15 protein-coding genes and 1 rRNA gene are annotated in these 17360 nt (G+C 56.3%); 11 read left to right on the forward strand and 5 right to left on the reverse strand.

Annotated elements, in window-relative coordinates; genetic code table 11:
- Window positions 1–40 precede the first annotated feature (40 nt).
- The gene (locus BM194_RS04900) at window positions 41–1228 is read right to left on the reverse strand and encodes an acetyl-CoA C-acyltransferase (protein WP_092844271.1); all 1188 of its coding nucleotides are present in this window, start codon (window positions 1226–1228) and stop codon (window positions 41–43) included.
- 125 nt (window positions 1229–1353) lie between these two features.
- On the opposite strand from BM194_RS04900, the gene BM194_RS04905 reads away from it, so the two are divergent.
- From BM194_RS04905 to BM194_RS04920, 4 genes are all read left to right on the forward strand, one after another.
- Window positions 1354–1938, forward strand: coding sequence for a TetR/AcrR family transcriptional regulator (locus BM194_RS04905; RefSeq protein ID WP_092844272.1), 585 nt, complete (start codon window positions 1354–1356; stop codon window positions 1936–1938).
- Window positions 1939–2073: 135 nt separating this feature from the next.
- Window positions 2074–2835, forward strand: a complete 762-nt coding sequence (locus tag BM194_RS04910; RefSeq protein ID WP_092844274.1) for an SDR family NAD(P)-dependent oxidoreductase — start codon at window positions 2074–2076, stop codon at window positions 2833–2835.
- Window positions 2836–2947: 112 nt separating this feature from the next.
- On the forward strand, window positions 2948–4759 hold the full coding sequence (locus BM194_RS04915) for an acyl-CoA dehydrogenase C-terminal domain-containing protein (protein WP_092844276.1): 1812 nt from the start codon (window positions 2948–2950) through the stop codon (window positions 4757–4759).
- 151 nt (window positions 4760–4910) lie between these two features.
- On the forward strand, window positions 4911–5996 hold the full coding sequence (locus BM194_RS04920; RefSeq protein ID WP_092844278.1) for an AI-2E family transporter: 1086 nt from the start codon (window positions 4911–4913) through the stop codon (window positions 5994–5996).
- A 69-nt stretch (window positions 5997–6065) separates the two neighbouring features.
- Here BM194_RS04920 and BM194_RS04925 read toward each other — a convergent pair whose 3' ends face one another.
- Complete coding sequence (locus tag BM194_RS04925; RefSeq protein ID WP_092844280.1) at window positions 6066–6950, reverse strand: hypothetical protein; 885 nt, start codon at window positions 6948–6950, stop codon at window positions 6066–6068.
- Between the two features lie 365 nt (window positions 6951–7315).
- Window positions 7316–7639, reverse strand: coding sequence for a thioredoxin (gene trxA, locus BM194_RS04930; protein ID WP_092844282.1), 324 nt, complete (start codon window positions 7637–7639; stop codon window positions 7316–7318).
- A gap of 273 nt (window positions 7640–7912) precedes the next feature.
- Between trxA and cysB the strand changes: the two genes are divergently transcribed.
- Window positions 7913–8884: an HTH-type transcriptional regulator CysB gene (gene cysB, locus BM194_RS04935; RefSeq protein WP_092844284.1), complete on the forward strand. Its 972-nt coding sequence runs from the start codon at window positions 7913–7915 to the stop codon at window positions 8882–8884.
- A gap of 61 nt (window positions 8885–8945) precedes the next feature.
- Here the strand turns inward: cysB and BM194_RS04940 are convergent, their stop codons facing one another.
- Together BM194_RS04940 and pabB are read right to left on the reverse strand one after the other, a co-directional pair.
- Window positions 8946–9566 carry a phosphoadenosine phosphosulfate reductase domain-containing protein gene (locus tag BM194_RS04940; protein ID WP_092844286.1) on the reverse strand — a complete coding sequence of 207 codons (621 nt, stop codon included), beginning with the start codon at window positions 9564–9566 and terminating at the stop codon, window positions 8946–8948.
- 168 nt (window positions 9567–9734) lie between these two features.
- Window positions 9735–11084, reverse strand: a complete 1350-nt coding sequence (gene pabB / locus BM194_RS04945; protein ID WP_092844288.1) for an aminodeoxychorismate synthase component I — start codon at window positions 11082–11084, stop codon at window positions 9735–9737.
- A gap of 117 nt (window positions 11085–11201) precedes the next feature.
- Here pabB and BM194_RS04950 point away from each other — a divergent pair, with 117 nt between their 5' ends.
- From BM194_RS04950 to BM194_RS04975, 6 genes are all read left to right on the forward strand, one after another.
- Window positions 11202–12062: an alpha/beta fold hydrolase gene (locus BM194_RS04950; RefSeq protein ID WP_092844290.1), complete on the forward strand. Its 861-nt coding sequence runs from the start codon at window positions 11202–11204 to the stop codon at window positions 12060–12062.
- Between the two features lie 137 nt (window positions 12063–12199).
- Window positions 12200–12931: a GntR family transcriptional regulator gene (locus BM194_RS04955; RefSeq protein WP_244890877.1), complete on the forward strand. Its 732-nt coding sequence runs from the start codon at window positions 12200–12202 to the stop codon at window positions 12929–12931.
- Window positions 12928–13815: a methylisocitrate lyase gene (gene prpB, locus BM194_RS04960; RefSeq protein ID WP_092844294.1), complete on the forward strand. Its 888-nt coding sequence runs from the start codon at window positions 12928–12930 to the stop codon at window positions 13813–13815. The genes BM194_RS04955 and prpB overlap by 4 nt, the downstream gene beginning before the upstream one ends.
- 55 nt (window positions 13816–13870) lie before the next feature.
- Window positions 13871–14998 carry a bifunctional 2-methylcitrate synthase/citrate synthase gene (gene prpC, locus BM194_RS04965; protein WP_092844296.1) on the forward strand — a complete coding sequence of 376 codons (1128 nt, stop codon included), beginning with the start codon at window positions 13871–13873 and terminating at the stop codon, window positions 14996–14998.
- A gap of 72 nt (window positions 14999–15070) precedes the next feature.
- On the forward strand, window positions 15071–16555 hold the full coding sequence (prpD, locus tag BM194_RS04970; RefSeq protein WP_092844298.1) for a 2-methylcitrate dehydratase: 1485 nt from the start codon (window positions 15071–15073) through the stop codon (window positions 16553–16555).
- A 605-nt stretch (window positions 16556–17160) separates the two neighbouring features.
- Window positions 17161–17360 (forward strand): 16S ribosomal RNA (locus tag BM194_RS04975); the annotation flags it as partial.

Genomic DNA, 17360 nt, shown 5'->3' on the forward strand with positions numbered 1-17360 from the left:
GCCTTGAACTTTGCGTGCTGCTGGCGCACAGGGCGCACTGTCAGTCGAGCAATTCAACGGCGACTGCCGTGGCCTCGCCGCCGCCGATGCACAGGCTGGCAATGCCGCGCCTACCGCCACGCTGGCGAAGCGCGTTGAGAAGGGTAACGATAATTCTCGATCCCGTGGAACCAATGGGATGCCCCTGGGCACAAGCCCCGCCGAAGACATTTACCTTGTCATGTGGAATACGATGGTCGTCCATGGCCATCAGTGTCACGACGGCAAAGGCTTCGTTGATCTCGAACAGGTCGACATCATCGACATGCCAGCCAAGACGTGTCAGCAGCTTCCCGATGGCGCCAACCGGGGCGATGGTGAATTCGCTGGGGTGCCGGGAGTGTGTGGCATGACCGAGGATACGTGCCAAAGGTCTGACGCCCTGGGTCTCGGCGGCTTCACGACTGGCCAGGATCAGGGCCGAGGCACCATCGGAAATCGAGCTGGCATTGGCGGCTGTGATCGTGCCTTCCTTGGCAAAGGCCGGACGCAGCGTGCGAATCTTGTCCAGTCTGGCGGAAAAGGGTTGCTCGTCACGGTCAATTACGCTTTCGCCAGCGCGTGAGCTGACAGTGACAGGAACCATTTCCGCGTCGAGCCAGCCCTTTTCCTGGGCGGTCATGGCGCGTTCCAGCGACGCGATGGCAAAGTCATCCATACGATCCCGAGTGTAGCCGCGCTCGTCGGCAACCTGTTGGGCAAAGGCGCCCATCAGGCGTCCGGTCTCGGCATCTTCCAGCCCATCGAGAAACATGTGGTCCTTGAGTTCGCCATGTCCCAGGCGGTAGCCGCTACGTGCCTTGGTCAATACGTGAGGGGCGTTGGACATGGATTCCATGCCGCCGGCCAATACGATGTTGCCACTACCGGCCCGGATCAGATCTTGGGCGAGCATGGTCGCCTTCATCCCCGACCCGCATAGCTTGTTGATCGTAGTGGCCCCGATGCCGTCAGGTATGCCGGCCTGACGCATGGCCTGCCGGGCCGGCCCTTGTTTTACACCGGCAGGAAGCACGCAGCCTAGAATTCCCTCATTGATGGCCTCAGCAGCAATGCCGGCACGCTCGATGGCACTACGGATGGCGACTGCGCCCAATGCTGGTGCAGTAAGGCTGGTAAGGCTACCCAGCATTCCGCCCATGGGCGTGCGTGCCCCTGACAGTATGACGACGTCGGAAGCAGTGGTCATGGCGTTCTCCGCTATTGTTATCGGTCGCGCGTGGCCTATCCAAGCCAAGGACGCAGGCTCGATTGACCGGGACGTGGGGCTATGGTTTGCTCAATGCTAACCAAGCAAGCGCTAGTGTTAATTCGATGACTTTAGTGAACGCCTCCAGCCGTCGCAAGGAGCTGATCCGTATCGCTGCTCGTCTTTTCGTCGTAGAGGGTTTCGACCGGACGACAGTCCGCATGATGGCCCAGGAAATGGGCATCAAGTCGGGCAGCCTGTTCCACCACTTCCGTGACAAGCAGGAAATACTCTGTGCTGTCATCGAAGAGGGCATGCATAACGCGCTAGCCCTTGCGAGGCTTGCACTGGATGAAGCCAGCGCAACGCCCGGGGCGCGGCTCGATGCCATGGTGCGTGCGCATCTGGAAACCCTGCTGACCGATCGCAACGCTCATGTGGTGGCGCTCTACGAATGGCGCCGCCTCGATAACGAATCGAGATCTCACCTCGTGCACTTGCGTGATGCCTACGAGGCGTTATGGAAACAGGTCATCGACGAGGCGCTGGACGCGGGGCTGATCCGTGGCGATCCACTGTCGGTTCGTCGCTTCGTACTTGGTGCACTCAATTGGACCGTACGCTGGTATGACCCGGAAGGGCCGCGCTCACCGGAATCGCTGGCGCGGGAATTGGTCACCATGATCACGCACAACCCGTCGGCTTCATGAATAAGTGGGCTGTTAGTCCCTCAGCCTCCTTTGATTGATGACAGTTGTCATCGCCGCGCAGATCGTCTATCTAACCTTGACGTTAACGTAAAACTGTCGAGACCTTGTCCTCATCCAAACGAGGGAGAATCAACGATGCTGTTAGCAGGTCATAATTTTCTGGTCACTGGCGCTGCATCCGGTCTGGGGGCGGCTACTGCTGAACGGCTGATAGCCAAGGGTGCGAATGTCGTCCTGACCGATCTCAGCGAGGGTGTCGAGGTGCAAGCCAGGCGCTTGGGCAGAACTGCCGTAGCATGTCGCGGTGACGTGACGAGTGCAGACGATATGCAAGCGGCAGTAGACAAGGCAAAAACGATGGGCGGATTGCATGGTGTAGTGCATTGCGCGGGCGTCGTGAGTGTCGCCAAACTGCTCGACCGCGAAGGTAATCCGGCTGATCTGGACGCGTTCGCACGAACGGTTCATATCAATCTCGTGGGAACCTTCAATGTGTTGCGGCTGGCAGCCGCTGCCATGGCCAGCAATGAACCCGTGGGGCACGATGGTGAGCGTGGTGTAATCATCGATACTGCTTCAATCGCTGCCTTTGACGGTCAGGTGGGGCAGGCTGCCTATAGTGCCTCCAAGGCCGGCGTAGCAGGCATGACACTGCCATTGACACGGGAGCTGTCGCGTCATGGTATCCGCGTCATGACCATCGCCCCTGGTGTCTTCGAGACGCCGATGATGCAGGGCATTCCCGACGATGCCGTTGCCTCGCTGTCCGCCTCGGTGCCATTTCCCAAACGGCTGGGCAAGGTGGACGAATTCGCCGGATTGGCTGAACACATCATTACCAATCCCATGCTCAATGGAAGTGTGATCCGACTCGATGCCGGTATTCGTATGCAGTAATCGTAAGGAATTAAAACGAACGCTTGACTTGATCTGTCGCTTGGCCTAGTTTCAAACGCATGTTTGAAGGCGCGTGAGGCTGCCTTCCATGTCGAATGCCAGGAGACGTGACATGCCGAATTATCAGGCCCCCTTGCGCGACCTGCGTTTCGTGATGGACGAAATGCTGGATTACCCCGGTCATTATGGACGCCTGCGCAATGGTGACGATGCATCGCCCGACATCGTGACGGCGATACTCGAAGAGGGGGCGCGTTTTGCGCGTGAGGTGCTGCTTCCGCTTAATCAGGTGGGGGATTGCGAAGGGTGTCTTCTGGAAGGCGGAGAGGTCAAGACGCCTCAGGGCTTCAAGCAAGCCTACGCCCAGTATGTCGAGGGGGGCTGGCCGAGCCTGGCTGCCGAGCCCGAGCATGGTGGCCAGGGGCTGCCGCCATCGCTGGGCATGGCGCTGTCGGAAATGATCTGCGCCAGCAATCTTGCCTGGGGTATGTATCCTGGATTGTCGCATGGTGCTGCCGATGCGCTACGCCACCATGGCAGCGACGACCTGAAAGCGACCTACCTCAGCAAGCTGGTCGAGGGCGTGTGGACGGGTACCATGTGTCTGACCGAGCCTCACTGCGGTAGCGACCTGGGATTGATCAAGACCCGCGCCGTACCGACGGAGGAGGGTGCCTATCGCATTACTGGCACCAAAATCTTCATTTCGGCAGGAGAGCATGACCTTGCCGAGAATATCATCCATCTAGTGCTGGCCAAGCTGCCGGATGCCCCAGAAGGCTCGCGTGGTATTTCTCTGTTTGTAGTGCCCAAGTACCTGCCTGATGCGCAAGGTAACCCGGGGGAGCGCAATGGGGTCGTGTGCGGTTCTCTTGAGCACAAGATGGGCATTCATGGTAACTCTACTTGCGTCATGAACTTCGATGATGCCCGAGGCTTCCTGGTGGGGCAGCCCAACAAGGGGCTGGCCTGCATGTTCACCATGATGAATGTTGCGCGCATCGGTGTGGGCATTCAGGGCCTGGGGTTGATGGAGGCGAGTTTCCAGAACTCACTGGCCTATGCACGCGATCGGCTTCAGATGCGTGCCCTTTCCGGGCCCAAGGCGATAGACAAGCCTGCCGATCCCATCATCGTTCATCCTGACGTACGCCGCATGTTGCTGACCCAGAAAGCGTTGTCCGAGGGCGGACGCATGTTGGTGATGTATGCAGCACAGCTGGTCGATGTCGTCGAACTGAGGGAGGACGACGCTGAGAAGAAGCGAGCCGAGGCTCTGCTGGGCCTGTTGACGCCAATCGTCAAGGCGTTTCTCACCGAGTTGGGCTTCGAAGCGACGAACGAGGGCGTGCAGATCTTCGGTGGCCATGGCTTCATCCAGGAGTGGGGGATGGAGCAGTTCGTACGCGATGCCCGAATTACACGGCTTTACGAAGGCACGACTGGTATCCAGGCACTCGACCTGCTGGGCCGCAAGGTGCTGATGGATCAGGGTGAAACCTTGAAGCTCTTTACCAAGGAAATTCACAAGTTCTGTCAGGCTGAAACCGATAATGCCTCATTGAAAGAGTTCATCGAGCCATTGGCGCGCCTCAACGCTGAGTTAGGCGAACTCACCATGGCAGTCGGCATGAAAGCCATGAGTGATCGAGAAGAGGTAGGGGCTGCCAGTGTCGATTACCTGCTTTATGCAGGTTATGTGACATTGGCTTACCTCTGGGCGCGAGCCGCACGCACTGCCCTAACCGCCATGGAGAGCGCGAGTGATTCTACAGAGTACTATCGAGCCAAGCTTGAAACGGCGCGCTTTTACTATCAACGGCTCCTGCCGCGCACGCGTGCGCATGCCGAGGCCATGCGTGCCGGGGCAGAATCGTTGATGACCATGGATGTCGATGCGTTTGGTCTAGGATTCGAAATGTAAGGTCTCATCGTCTCTCTCGGTCAGGCACTCTGACCATTGCCTTTTAGCGGGCCTCTTGGCCCGCTTTTTTATGACTTGCGCAGAGCGATGATTGTCCTGGCCTCTGCATGCCGTCATCATGAGAGCTTGACCCATTGCCAGGAAGGCCTTCATGGACCACGATGTCGATCCCGATAAGCGCGCTATTCCCTTTCATCTGCTGCTGGCACTAGCCGCGCTAGTCATCATCATTGCCGGCATGAAGCTGGGGGCCGACATTCTGGTGCCGCTAATCTTGTCACTGTTCATTGCCGTCATCTGCACGGCACCGGTGCAGTGGCTTCAGCGCCTGGGGTTGGGTCGTCGAATGGCTGTACTCGTCACCTTGTTGATACTCGGGGTATGGGTGATCCTGCTGGGTTCGTTGTTAGCCGGCAGTATTGCAACGTTCATGGAAGCGCTGCCCAATCTCGAAGAGCAGCTGTTGGCCCAGTACTACGCCTTGATAAGCTGGGCTCCTGAGCTTGGAGGCTATCTTCAGCCACATAGCATCACTCAATGGCTCGACATGTCGACGCTATCTCAGTTCATGCCTGCCGTACTCGATAGTCTGGGTACCTTGATTTCGCAAAGTCTGCTGATCACGCTACTGGTCGGTTTCATGCTGTTCGAAACCCTGCACTTTCGAGATAAGGTGTTGCTGGCCTTGGAAGATCCCGTGCCCAGTCTCATGCGTTTCAATGAATTCAGTGCGAATCTCAAACGGTACCTGGCGATAAAGACACTGATAAGCCTGGCAACGGGAGCCTTGATCTTCCTGTCTTGCATTGTGATTGGCGTCGGTTTCCCCTTGCTCTGGGGGACGTTGGCGTTCTGCCTGAATTACATTCCTAATATCGGTTCTGCGTTGGCAGCAATTCCAGCCGTCCTATTGACCCTCGTTATGCCGGAGGGTGGACCTTGGGATGCCTTTCTGCTGGCCATTGCCTATCTCGTTGTCAACTTCGCGATTGGCAATCTGATCGAACCCAGAGTCATGGGGCATACCTTGGGACTGTCTACGCTCGTGGCTTTCTTGTCGTTGGTCGTCTGGGGCTGGATACTGGGGCCCGTCGGCATGCTGCTGGCGGTGCCACTTACCATGACGTTGAAGATTGCGCTAAACAGCCATCCTGAAACGCTATGGTTGGCGCAGTTACTAGGTGGTAGCGCTGAGCAGCGACAGGCCAAGCCTCGTTTTTATATCAGGAAACAGTGATTGCATACGGCATCTTGTCGTCAATGATAATCGAGGCGTGCTATTACAAAGATAGCACGCCTTTATTCTTCAATGCTCTGATAGAGAGAAGAAAGGGCTTCGGCTTTGCGCCGTGGTTTTAGAATGCTTGCCTCGAAGTGCACTTTCTGGTTGCCTGTGTGCATCGCTGGTGATGCTATTGATGAACTCTCTGAAAAGAGTCCTGTTATTTTCAAAGTCGTCTTCAATATTGATCTCATGTACCTTTGAGCCAAGGGAAAGAGCTATCTGCATCATCCTTTCGTTATCTTCTTGGTACGCTTTCGTTATTTCCAGCGCCTTATGGACCCCCAGGTTGCCAATCCAATCATTTCCCGCGCCGGGGCTTTCCTCTTTTCTTTTCTTGAGGTTTTCGATAATGTAATTATCGCACGCCTTGAAATTGATGAAGTGTCTATTTTTTAATAGTTTGCTTATTTCTGATGTCGTCTCGGGCGAAGCATCTTTACTTGCTTCCAGTATGGCGCTGCAGAAGTTGTGTATCAATCCGTCTTCCGAAAGTAACCCTCTGCCTGAGTGCGTTTTTCGAAAAAGAATATCCGCTTTCATTTCCAGCACAAGGTAGCTGTAGATCCTGTCATGTAGTGGCATCGGGAAATCGTCACCCGATAGGCTCAGGTACGTGGCGTGCATGATCCTCGAGATGGCGTTACCTTCATTGACGGTAAGTAAAGCGAAAGCGCTGTCAATTTCATATGTGCACTTCAGGTCGTCCCTGAAGAGCCAATCGCTTCTATAGTCTTCTTTGACTTTTCCGAAGAAGGTGGTTTTTCCAATACCCGAGGGGCCTACGAATTCGATGATGATACCCGAACTCGCCCGAGAGGGAGTACTCACGAGTTCATGATAGCTATATTTCCTTCTGACTTCGTAACCCACCCTGCGTAATGCCTTTTTTGTTATGTTCTTGATCATGTTTTCATGCCTTAAGGATAATTTGGAAGCTGCTCACTTCAGACTAGGGTGGCGAAGCGGAAACTTCAAAAAATCTTCATGGGGTTTACATGAAACCGTAAAAAATGGGAGGGATTTGAAATTGTGGTATTAAAAAAAGTAGTAAGATTTTCTACGGTAGCCACGCGAATGCCTAATTGTCTGTGGCTGAGCTTGTTGGTAGGACGTCACAAGCTGGGTTTATAACGTGCTAAAAGGCAAGCCCTTTCCTTGCAAGCAGGCAATGAGTGGATAAACGTACAGGCAACGCCTCATTCTGCTTGTCTCAAAAAAGCGAACGCCCCAGATAAGGGCGTTCGCATGAGGCTTGTATAGCATGCCAGCGATCAGGCGTTCTGATCGATGAACTGGTTGAGCTGTGACTTCGACTGCGCACCGACCAGAGAAGCAACCTTGGCGCCGAACTTGAACAGCATGACAGTGGGTACACCGCGAACGCCATGCTCAGCTGCGATCTCAGGGGCATCGTCCACATTGATGCTGACGACCTTCAGGTTATCAGCTTTCTCGTCGGCAACCTCTTCGACGACTGGCGCCATCATCTTGCAGGGACCACACCAAGGTGCCCAGAACTTGAGCAGGACAGGCTTCTCGGCCTTGAGCACTTCCTGCTCGAAATTGGCAGTAGTCACGTCGACATTGTTGGCCATGGCAAATCTCCAATTGCTTGCGCTTATCACTAGCGTAGTAGTGTAGTCGGCTGATGGTAGCGTTCGCGTGCCTGGCTGGCAAATGGGCTCCACCAAGAAGTGCGATAGGCAAAGGGTATCGCAACCGCTTGCTGAGGCGCCTCTTGCCGTCGACAGGCGAGGCGACTATGATGCTTTTATATTCTATTCAGTAATCATTTGCTAGAATTTTATTCTTTTAAGGATTAAGGGCGCAGCCGTTCGGCTTTACGTCCTGGTGCGGAGTCAGCTGGTATGAAGCTACAGCAGCTACGTTATATCTGGGAGGTTACCCGGCACAATCTGAATGTCTCGGCTACGGCGCAGAGCCTGTTCACGTCCCAGCCAGGCATATCGAAGCAGATCCGACTTCTTGAGGATGAGCTAGGCGTCGAGATCTTCGCTCGGAGTGGCAAGCATCTGACACGGGTGACACCGGCTGGGCAATCGATCATTGATCTGGCAGGGGAAGTGCTGCGTACCGTCGACAATATAAAGCAGGTTGCCCAGGAGCATAGTGACGAAAGACGAGGCAGCCTGTCCATCGCGACGACACATACGCAAGCGAGATATGCGTTGCCGCCGCTGATCGGGGAGTTCACTCGCAAGTACCCGGATGTTGCTTTGCATATGCAGCAGGGCACGCCGAAGCAGATTGCCCAGATGGTCAGCGAGGGTTCCGCGGATTTTGCCATTTGCACCGAATCGCTTGAGCTGTTTAACGACCTTGTACTGCTGCCTTGTTATCGTTGGAACCGGTGTGTACTGGTTCCCGAGGGGCACCCCTTGGCTGAACTTGAAGAGCTGACGTTGGAAGCGCTGGCCGAGTATCCTCTGGTGACGTATGTGTTCGGCTTTACCGGTCGCTCTCAATTGGATGATGCTTTCCGCAGCAAGCACTTGACCCCCAATGTGGTGTTGACGGCGGCAGATGCCGATGTCATCAAGACTTATGTGCGGCTGGGGATGGGCGTCGGTATCGTGGCGCGTATGGCTATAGATCCCCAGGCGGACCAGGATCTGGTGCCTCTGGATGCGAGCCACCTGTTTGCGAGTTCGACTACCAAGATCGGGATTCGGCGAGGCACCTTCATGCGCAGTTACATGTACGACTTCGTCGCGCGTTTTGCCCCTCACCTGACCCGGGACATCGTCGATCAGGCGTTGGCCGCAGGCCCCCGGCATGAGCAAGCGTTCTTCGCCAATATCGATCTTCCGTTGCGCTAGAGGCATCACCAAAAAGCCCTGCCATGTTGGCAGGGCTTTTGGCGTCTACGACCAGCGTCGCTCAGTGCTGCAGATGCAAGCCACACTCACGTTTCTCTTCCACCTTGGTGGGGTCGAAGTAATCGAAGTTGTTGGGCAGGTCGTGCTTCTGCAGATACTGATACATATCCTTGGCGGTCCAGAACAGTACCGGAGCGACCTTGATCAGCCCATTGGCATTGACGGAGACCGGCTGCATCTGAGCGCGCTGCGCGGTATCTTCGGCTCGAACCGCAGTAAACCACACGTCAGGCGCCATTTCGCGCAGCGCACGCTCGAAAGGTTCGAGCTTCACTTCCTCAGTGAAAGCGGTATGACGTGGATCATCGATACTTGGTGCCGCCCCCTCCAGCGCTTCACGATGAGCGCGAGAACGTCTGGGGTGATAAATGCTCAGGTTCAGCGAGAGCCGCTTGGCTACGTCGTCGGCAAAGCGATAGGTCGCCTCGGTGTTGTAACCGGAATCCATCCAGACGATGGGAATGTCAGGTTGAACTTGCGTGACCATGTGCAGGATGACCGCCTCGAAGGGGCGGAAGTTCGTCGTGCATATGGCTCGCTTGCCGAGGCTCAATGCCCAGCGCGTCAGTGCTTCGGGATCATTACCGTATTGCTCGTTGATTGCATCGATGTTCAGGTCCATAAGCCCTCCAGAAGCATGAGGGAAGCACACTTCCCAGAATGTCGATACCCTAGCAAAGGGGCCTCGCGCTGCCCCAATAATGTTTAGTTCGGTACTTATATAGCTGGAACATAGGTACCGCTGCGCTGTTATTTCCTATTCTAATAAATCGTGCGAAGGCCATGCCGCCTACGCCTTGCTCAACGCTTCCATCAAACGAGCTATCTTGGACAATGTTTCCTGATACTCCGCTTCTTCGTTGGAGTCACTGACCAGGCCGCCGCCGCCCCAGACATGAAGCTGGCCGCCATCGGCGATGACGGTACGAATCGCAATTGATGTATCCATCATGCCCCTTCGATCGACATAGCCGAGACTGCCGCAATAAACACTGCGTCGGCTAGGCTCGAGTTCATCAATGATCTGCATGGCGCGTACCTTGGGAGCACCGGTAATCGAACCGCCCGGAAACGCGGCTGAGAGCAAGTCAATCGAGGAATAAGCCGGGGCCAGTTCGCCGGTGACCACACTGACCAGATGATGCACATTGGCATAACTTTCCAGCCCGCATAGTTGCGGCACTTGTACACTGCCTGGCTGACATACTCGCCCAAGGTCATTGCGCAGCAGGTCGACGATCATGACGTTCTCTGCCCTGTCCTTGGTGCTGTTCGTAAGGTCATCGGCTAGTTGTGCATCTTCCTCCGGCGTGTTGCCTCGGGGGCGTGTGCCCTTGATGGGACGGGTTTCCACCTGACCTTCATGGACCTGCAGGAAACGTTCGGGAGAAAGGGAAAGCACTGCCTTGTCGCCCCAGGCCATGTAACCCGCGAAGGGCGTCGGAGTCGCACATCGCAGTGCGAGATAGCCTTCCCAGATATCGCCCCGGTAGGGGGCACTGAAACGCTGGGCCAGGTTAATCTGATAACAATCGCCAGCCTGGATATAGCGTTGTACGGCCTGGAAGCGCTGCCCATAGCCTGCTTGATCCATCTCCGGTAGGAAGGGTGCCGTGACGGCGAACGAAGGGGATGCCGTGGGCGCGCTGGCCAGCCAGGTATCGACCTGGTGTCTTCTTTCCGGCGTCGCGACCAGCCATGCCTCATGACGTGCATGATCCTGAATCAGTGCCCAGTCATAGAGTCCAAGGCGACTCCAGGGAAGTGTCGTCGTTGCATGGGCATGGCTCGGTAGCGTTTCAATGATTCTGCCCAGGTCATAGCCCCAATAACCGATCAGGCCACCGAGAAAAGGCAGGTCACTTTCCGGCAGTTCGTTATCGAGACTGCCTAGCAAGGCCTGCTGAGCGGCGAATGGCTCCGCTGGCAAGGACGAAGCGTTGTTGCAGCGGACCTGTCCTTGAGTATCGACTTCAAGGACAGCCAGCGGGTCGCATGACATGATGTCGTAACGTCCACCTGGGCCCTCGGGGCGACCGCTGTCGAGGAGAACGGCACCTTCCCGATGGCGCAAGCGGGAAAAGCGCTCCAAGGGGTCGGCATGGTATGGCAGGGGAGTGATAACGAGTTTTGAGGTCATGCAGTACGACTCCTTCGACAAGCGAGTCATTCTAGGGGGGCAAGCCGCATTTGTCCGCCTTGTCGACGAACGGGATAATGACTGTGTCTTTTACCGCGCGATCGATGGAAATTGCCAATGCATGCCGACTATCTTCTGGAGCAAGGAAGGCTCGAACGACACGATCAACGCGTGGCCTGGCGCCATCTCCGCCGCAAGGAAGCAGGAGGCGAGGAGGCTTTACTCTTGCTCCACGGGGCGGGGGTCGCCGGTAGGCTGACATGGCAGCCCATGGTCGGCTATCTCTCACGATGGCGGCACATCATCGTGCCTGACTTGCGTGGCATGGGCCAGACACATGACCTTGACGAGAGGGAGCGTGCCTTTGACTTGGATGATGTCGTCGATGACATAGAAGCAGTACTGGCTGCACGTGACATGGAGCGATTGGACGCTGTGGTCGGATACTCCTTCGGGGGATTGGTCGCCATGCGTTTAAAACAACGTATGGGGGAAGGAATCTCCCGGTTGGGCCTCATTGAGCCTGCACTGCTTGAGCGTGAGGACCATGCCGTGATGGTTCAGGTCCGCGAGGCCTACGCCGAGGCAGCTGAGCGAATTCGACAAGCCGATACACCTGAAGCGGGCATCGTTGCCTTTCTTGATCTCATCGCTCCCAACCGGGCCCGTAACCCTCGTGCGGAGCGCCTGTCGATCATGCGCCTGGCTTATCGTCCACTGGGATTTGCCAATGCGTTGGACTGTGTAACGCAAGCGGTAAGGGATCTGGATCGTGAGACGCTTCTCCAGGCTCAGGAAAATGTCATCAGTATCGTGGGTGGAAAAAGTCTGGAAGCCATGAAACGTTATCATGCACAGTTGGAACGCTCGCGTGCGGACTGGGTGTATCGCGAATTGCCTGGTACCGACCATTCCCTGCCATTTCAAAAGCCCCGCCGTCTTTCGTCGATTTTATTGGAATATTTGACGTCAACGTAAAGCCATTGTTGACAACAGGGCTGTGGTCACAGCTTGCTTGTACGCCGAAAGGTGTAGAAGATCGGGAGCTATGCGCTATTGACCGGTCAGCCCGGGCTGGCTAGAGTTTCTTCAATTACTTATTGTCGACAATCACCATGAATACCAAGATGCAGGACGGCGTGTTACCGGAAGTGCGAACCTTGGCCGAGCGGGTCTTCAACCAGCTGCAGGATGCCATCGTTCGCGGTGAGTTGGCGCCGGGTTCCAAGATTACCGAGCCGGGACTGTCCAAGACCTATGGCATTTCCCGGGGGCCGCTTCGCGAGGCCATGCGACGGCTGGAGGCGCATCGATTGATCGAGCGTGTCCCGCATGTCGGAGCGCGAGTGGTCAAACTGTCGATGAAGGAGCTTCTCGAACTGTTCGATGTGCGTGAAGCCCTGGAGAGCATGGCCGCCAGGTTGGCTGCGCGTCACATGAGTTCCGAGGAAATTGCCGGCCTCCGTGAGGTGCTGGCCTTTCATGAGCGTCAATCCGACCTGCAGCGCGGTGAAGCCTACTATCAGCGCGAAGGTGATCTGGACTTTCACTATCGCATCGTCCTTGGCAGTCATAACCGCATGCTGATGACGATTCTCTGCGATGACCTCTACTACTTGGTGCGGCTATACCGAACCCAGTTCAGTGCCAGCGGCGCACGTCCGCAGCGTGCCTTTGTCGAGCACCATCGTATCGTCGACGCCATCGAGGCGGGGGACGAAGAACTTGCCGAACTATTGATGCGTCGGCATGTCAGCGCCTCGCGGGAAAATGTAGCTGAGCGTTATGCCGAGGTGCTCGAACAGGAAGAAGCTATGATCTCGCCCATTCAAAGGACAACCCCATGACCCAGCCCACGCCTGGCGCACGTTTTCGTGCCGCTCTCGATGCTCACCGTCCGCTGCCTATCGTCGGTACGATCAATGCCTATTCGGCCCTGATGGCGGAGAAGGTCGGCCACAAGGCCATCTATCTTTCTGGTGGCGGGGTGGCCAATGCCTCGTTCGGCCTGCCTGACCTGGGCATGACGACCATGAACGATGTCGTCGAGGATGCCCGTCGTATTACCGGGGCCAGCGAACTGCCATTGCTGGTGGATATCGATACCGGCTGGGGCGGAGCCTTCAACATTTCCCGCACCATCAAGGAAATGGGGCGTGCCGGTGTCGCGGCCGTGCATATCGAGGATCAGGTAGCACAGAAGCGCTGCGGACACCGGCCCAACAAGGCCATCGTCTCGAAACAGGAAATGGTCGATCGTATCAAGGCGGCGGCCGATGCCAGGCTCGATCCGGATTTCTATCTGATCGCCCGCACCGATGCCTTCCAGAAAGAAGGGCTGGAGGCTGCCATCGACCGGGCCAATGCCTGCATCGAAGCAGGGGCCGATGCCATCTTTGCCGAGGCGGTGCATACCTTGGACGACTACCGGGCCTTCTGTGAAGGTGTCGAAGCACCGATCCTCGCCAATATTACCGAGTTTGGCGCCACGCCTCTGTTTTCGCAGCAGGAACTGGGGAATGTCGGGTGTCGCATGGTGCTGTATCCGCTGTCGGCGTTCCGAGCCATGAATGCTGCTGCGCTCAAGGTTTACCGCAGCATTTACGAGAAGGGCGATCAGCAGGATGTGATTGACCTGATGCAGACTCGCGACGAACTCTACGAGTTTCTCGATTACCACGCCTTCGAGAACAAGCTGGATGCCCTGTTTGCCGAGAAGGGTAATGAATAGGCGTCCAACAGGACAACAATAGCGACAAGCCGATCGCACTCATAGGAGACACGCCATGCCTGAGAAAGCAAACAACGGAGCCGGTCTGCGCGGCCAGAGTGCCGGCAGCACGGCACTGTGCACGGTAGGCAAGAGCGGTTCGGGCCTGACCTATCGCGGTTATGATATTCATGACCTGGCAGAGCACGCTCGCTTCGAGGAAGTTGCCTACCTGCTTCTCAAGGGTAAGCTGCCCAACCGCCAGGAGTTGGATGCTTATGTTGCCGAGCTCAAGTCGTTACGTGGCCTGCCGGATGCTTTGAAGGTAGTCCTCGAGCAGATCCCTGCCGATGCCCACCCCATGGATGTGATGCGCACAGGGGCATCCATGCTGGGTAATCTCGAAACCGAAGAGAGTTTCGCCGAGCAGCAGGATCAAAGCGACCGTATGCTGGCGGCCTTTCCTTCGATCATCAATTATTGGTATCGCTATTCCCATGATGGAGTGCGTATCGAGACCGAGACCGACGACGACTCGATAGGCGGCCACTTCCTGCATCTTCTGCATGGCAAACCAGCTTCCGAACTGCATGCGCGGGTCATGAATGTTTCGCTCATCCTGTATGCCGAGCATGAGTTCAATGCATCTACATTCACGGCTCGGGTTTGCGCCTCGACGCTATCCGATATTCATAGCTGTGTGACGGGCGCTATCGGCTCGCTTAGGGGGCCCTTGCATGGCGGTGCCAACGAGGCCGCCATGGCCATGATCGAAGACTGGCAATCACCGGATGAGGCCGAGCGCGAAATTCTTGGCATGCTCGAGCGCAAGGAAAAGATCATGGGCTTCGGACATGCCATTTACCGCGAATCCGATCCGCGCAATGCCATCATCAAGCAATGGTCTCGCAAGCTGTCCGAGGATGTCGGTGATAATCGACTCTATCCGGTATCAGAGCGTGTCGAGCAGGTCATGTGGCGTGAGAAGAAGCTGTTCTGTAATGCTGATTTCTTCCACGCCAGTGCCTATTACTTCATGGGTATACCGACCAAGCTGTTCACGCCGATCTTTGTCTGTTCGCGCCTGACGGGCTGGTGTGCGCATGTGTTCGAGCAACGAGCCAATAATCGCATCATTCGCCCGAGTGCCGACTATACCGGCCCCGACAAGCAACCCTGGCTGCCAATCGAGCAGCGCGATTGACCCCTCGCTGCATCCCGCACCGGTCCCGTCTCAACCGTCCGGCGTAAGCCGCTATATCAAGGAATGTTTTCGATGAGTGCCAATGTCGATATCAACAAGCGCCCAGATTATGACGTCGAGCTGCAAAAGATCGCTGACTACGTCCTCGGCTACAGAATAGAAAGCCAGGAGGCGCTGGATACAGCGCGTAATTGTCTGATGGACACCCTGGGATGCGGTCTTCTTGCGCTGCGCTTTCCCGAATGTACCAAGCATTTGGGGCCTCAAGTGGAAGGCACCGTGGTCCCTCATGGGGCTCGCGTGCCTGGCACATCGTTCCGGTTGGATCCGGTCAAGGCTGCCTGGGATATCGGTTGTATCATTCGGTGGCTCGATTACAACGACACGTGGCTGGCAGCGGAGTGGGGGCACCCATCGGATAATCTGGGCGGTATCCTGGCCATTGCCGACCACCTGTCCCAAAAGCGCCTGGCAATCGGCAAGTCGCCATTGACCATGCGTGACGTGCTGGAAGGCATGATCATGGCGCATGAGATCCAGGGCGTGCTGGCGTTGGAAAACTCCTTCAACCGGGTGGGGCTCGATCATGTCGTGCTTGTCAAAGTGGCATCGACTGCGGTTGTTGCCAAGTTGATGGGCGCTGACCGGGAGCAGTTGCTGTCCGCCTTGTCTCATGCCTGGGCTGATGGCCAGAGCTTGCGTACGTATCGTCATGCCCCCAATGCCGGGTCGCGCAAATCCTGGGCTGCAGGAGACGCGACATCTCGTGGGGTTCGTTTGGCCGACATTGCCATGCGTGGCGAAATGGGCATCCCGGGTGTGCTTACCGCACCGCAGTGGGGGTTCTACGACGTCCTGTTTTCCAAGACCAATAAGGACCAGCAGCTCAAGGATGAGAGTGAACGCAAGTTCAAATTCACCCGTGACTATGGTTCATATGTCATGGAAAATGTGTTGTTCAAGATATCTTTCCCGGCGGAGTTTCACGCCCAGACCGCTTGCGAGGCGGCAGTCATATTGCACCCACAGGTCAAGGGCCGGCTCGACGAGATTGACCGTATCGTGATTACTACCCACGAATCGGCCATCCGTATCATTTCCAAGTCAGGTAAGTTGGCCAACCCGGCTGACCGCGACCACTGCCTACAGTACATGGCTGCCGTGCCACTGGCGTTCGGCAGTCTCGTGGCCGAGCATTACGAAGACGAGTTCCACGAAGCCAACCCGGTCATCGACGAGTTGCGTGAGAAAATGGAAGTCGTCGAAGACGAGCGCTTTACCCGGGAATATCTGGAAGCCGACAAGCGCTCGATCGCCAACGGCATCCAGGTGTTCTTCAAAGATGGGACCAGTACGGATAACGTCATTATCGAGTATCCCATCGGCCATCGCCGCCGTCGCCAGGATGGCATTCCTCTGCTCGAGGCCAAATTCAAGGCCAACCTGATGACACGCTTTCCGGCAGGTCGTAGCCAAGCCATCTTCGCCTTGTGTAAGGATCAGGCCGCTCTCGAAGCAACGCCGGTTCCTGAATTCATGGATCTGTTCGTTATCTGACGGTAACTGACAAAAGGCGGCGGACACGATAGTCGATGTCTTGCCGCCTTTCCGCTAGTTACAGTGACCGGTCGATGGCGAATGTCCACGTGGCAAGTACCGATGACTTGAACTACAATTTTTTGGTCCAAGGGCTTGCCAAGTGCTTCAGTCATCCGTAAAGTACGCATCCGCTGCTGACGACGGACACACGTCGCTGGCGGTGAAGGTGGCGCAAGGCGCTGTTTTCGTTGGGGTTTTTCTCGCGTCGGTGACGATCGCGGGTTGACGAAAACGCCCGGTCTGATAGACTGCGCCGCCACGATACGGGGTTCGCCCGGCAGGCCGGTTGACGCTGGCAAACAACGGCGAACACGGCGCTTGACAGCGCGGCCCGGATCGGTAGAATACGCCTCTCTCGCAGCGAGGCCGCCCTGACAGGGCGAGAAGCGAATGTCAAGTGACTCGCTTTGGCTGCGACGCTCTTTAACAATCGATCAGGTAATTCATGTGGGCGCTTGTCGATGAGGCGGTGACCAGTCACCGATCATCAAGGCAAGCGACTCGTCAAAGAGACGTTTGAACCTTGAGCCAAGTTTGGTCCGCTTAACGGACCGTATGATTTTAAACTGAAGAGTTTGATCATGGCTCAGATTGAACGCTGGCGGCAGGCCTAACACATGCAAGTCGAGCGGCAGCGGGAGGTGCTTGCACCTCGCCGGCGAGCGGCGGACGGGTGAGTAATGCATAGGAAACTGCCCGGTAGTGGGGGATAACCTGGGGAAACCCAGGCTAATACCGCATACGTCCTACGGGAGAAAGCAGG

The organism is Modicisalibacter xianhensis, from assembly GCF_900113605.1.
In the GTDB taxonomy this organism is placed as follows: domain Bacteria; phylum Pseudomonadota; class Gammaproteobacteria; order Pseudomonadales; family Halomonadaceae; genus Modicisalibacter; species Modicisalibacter xianhensis.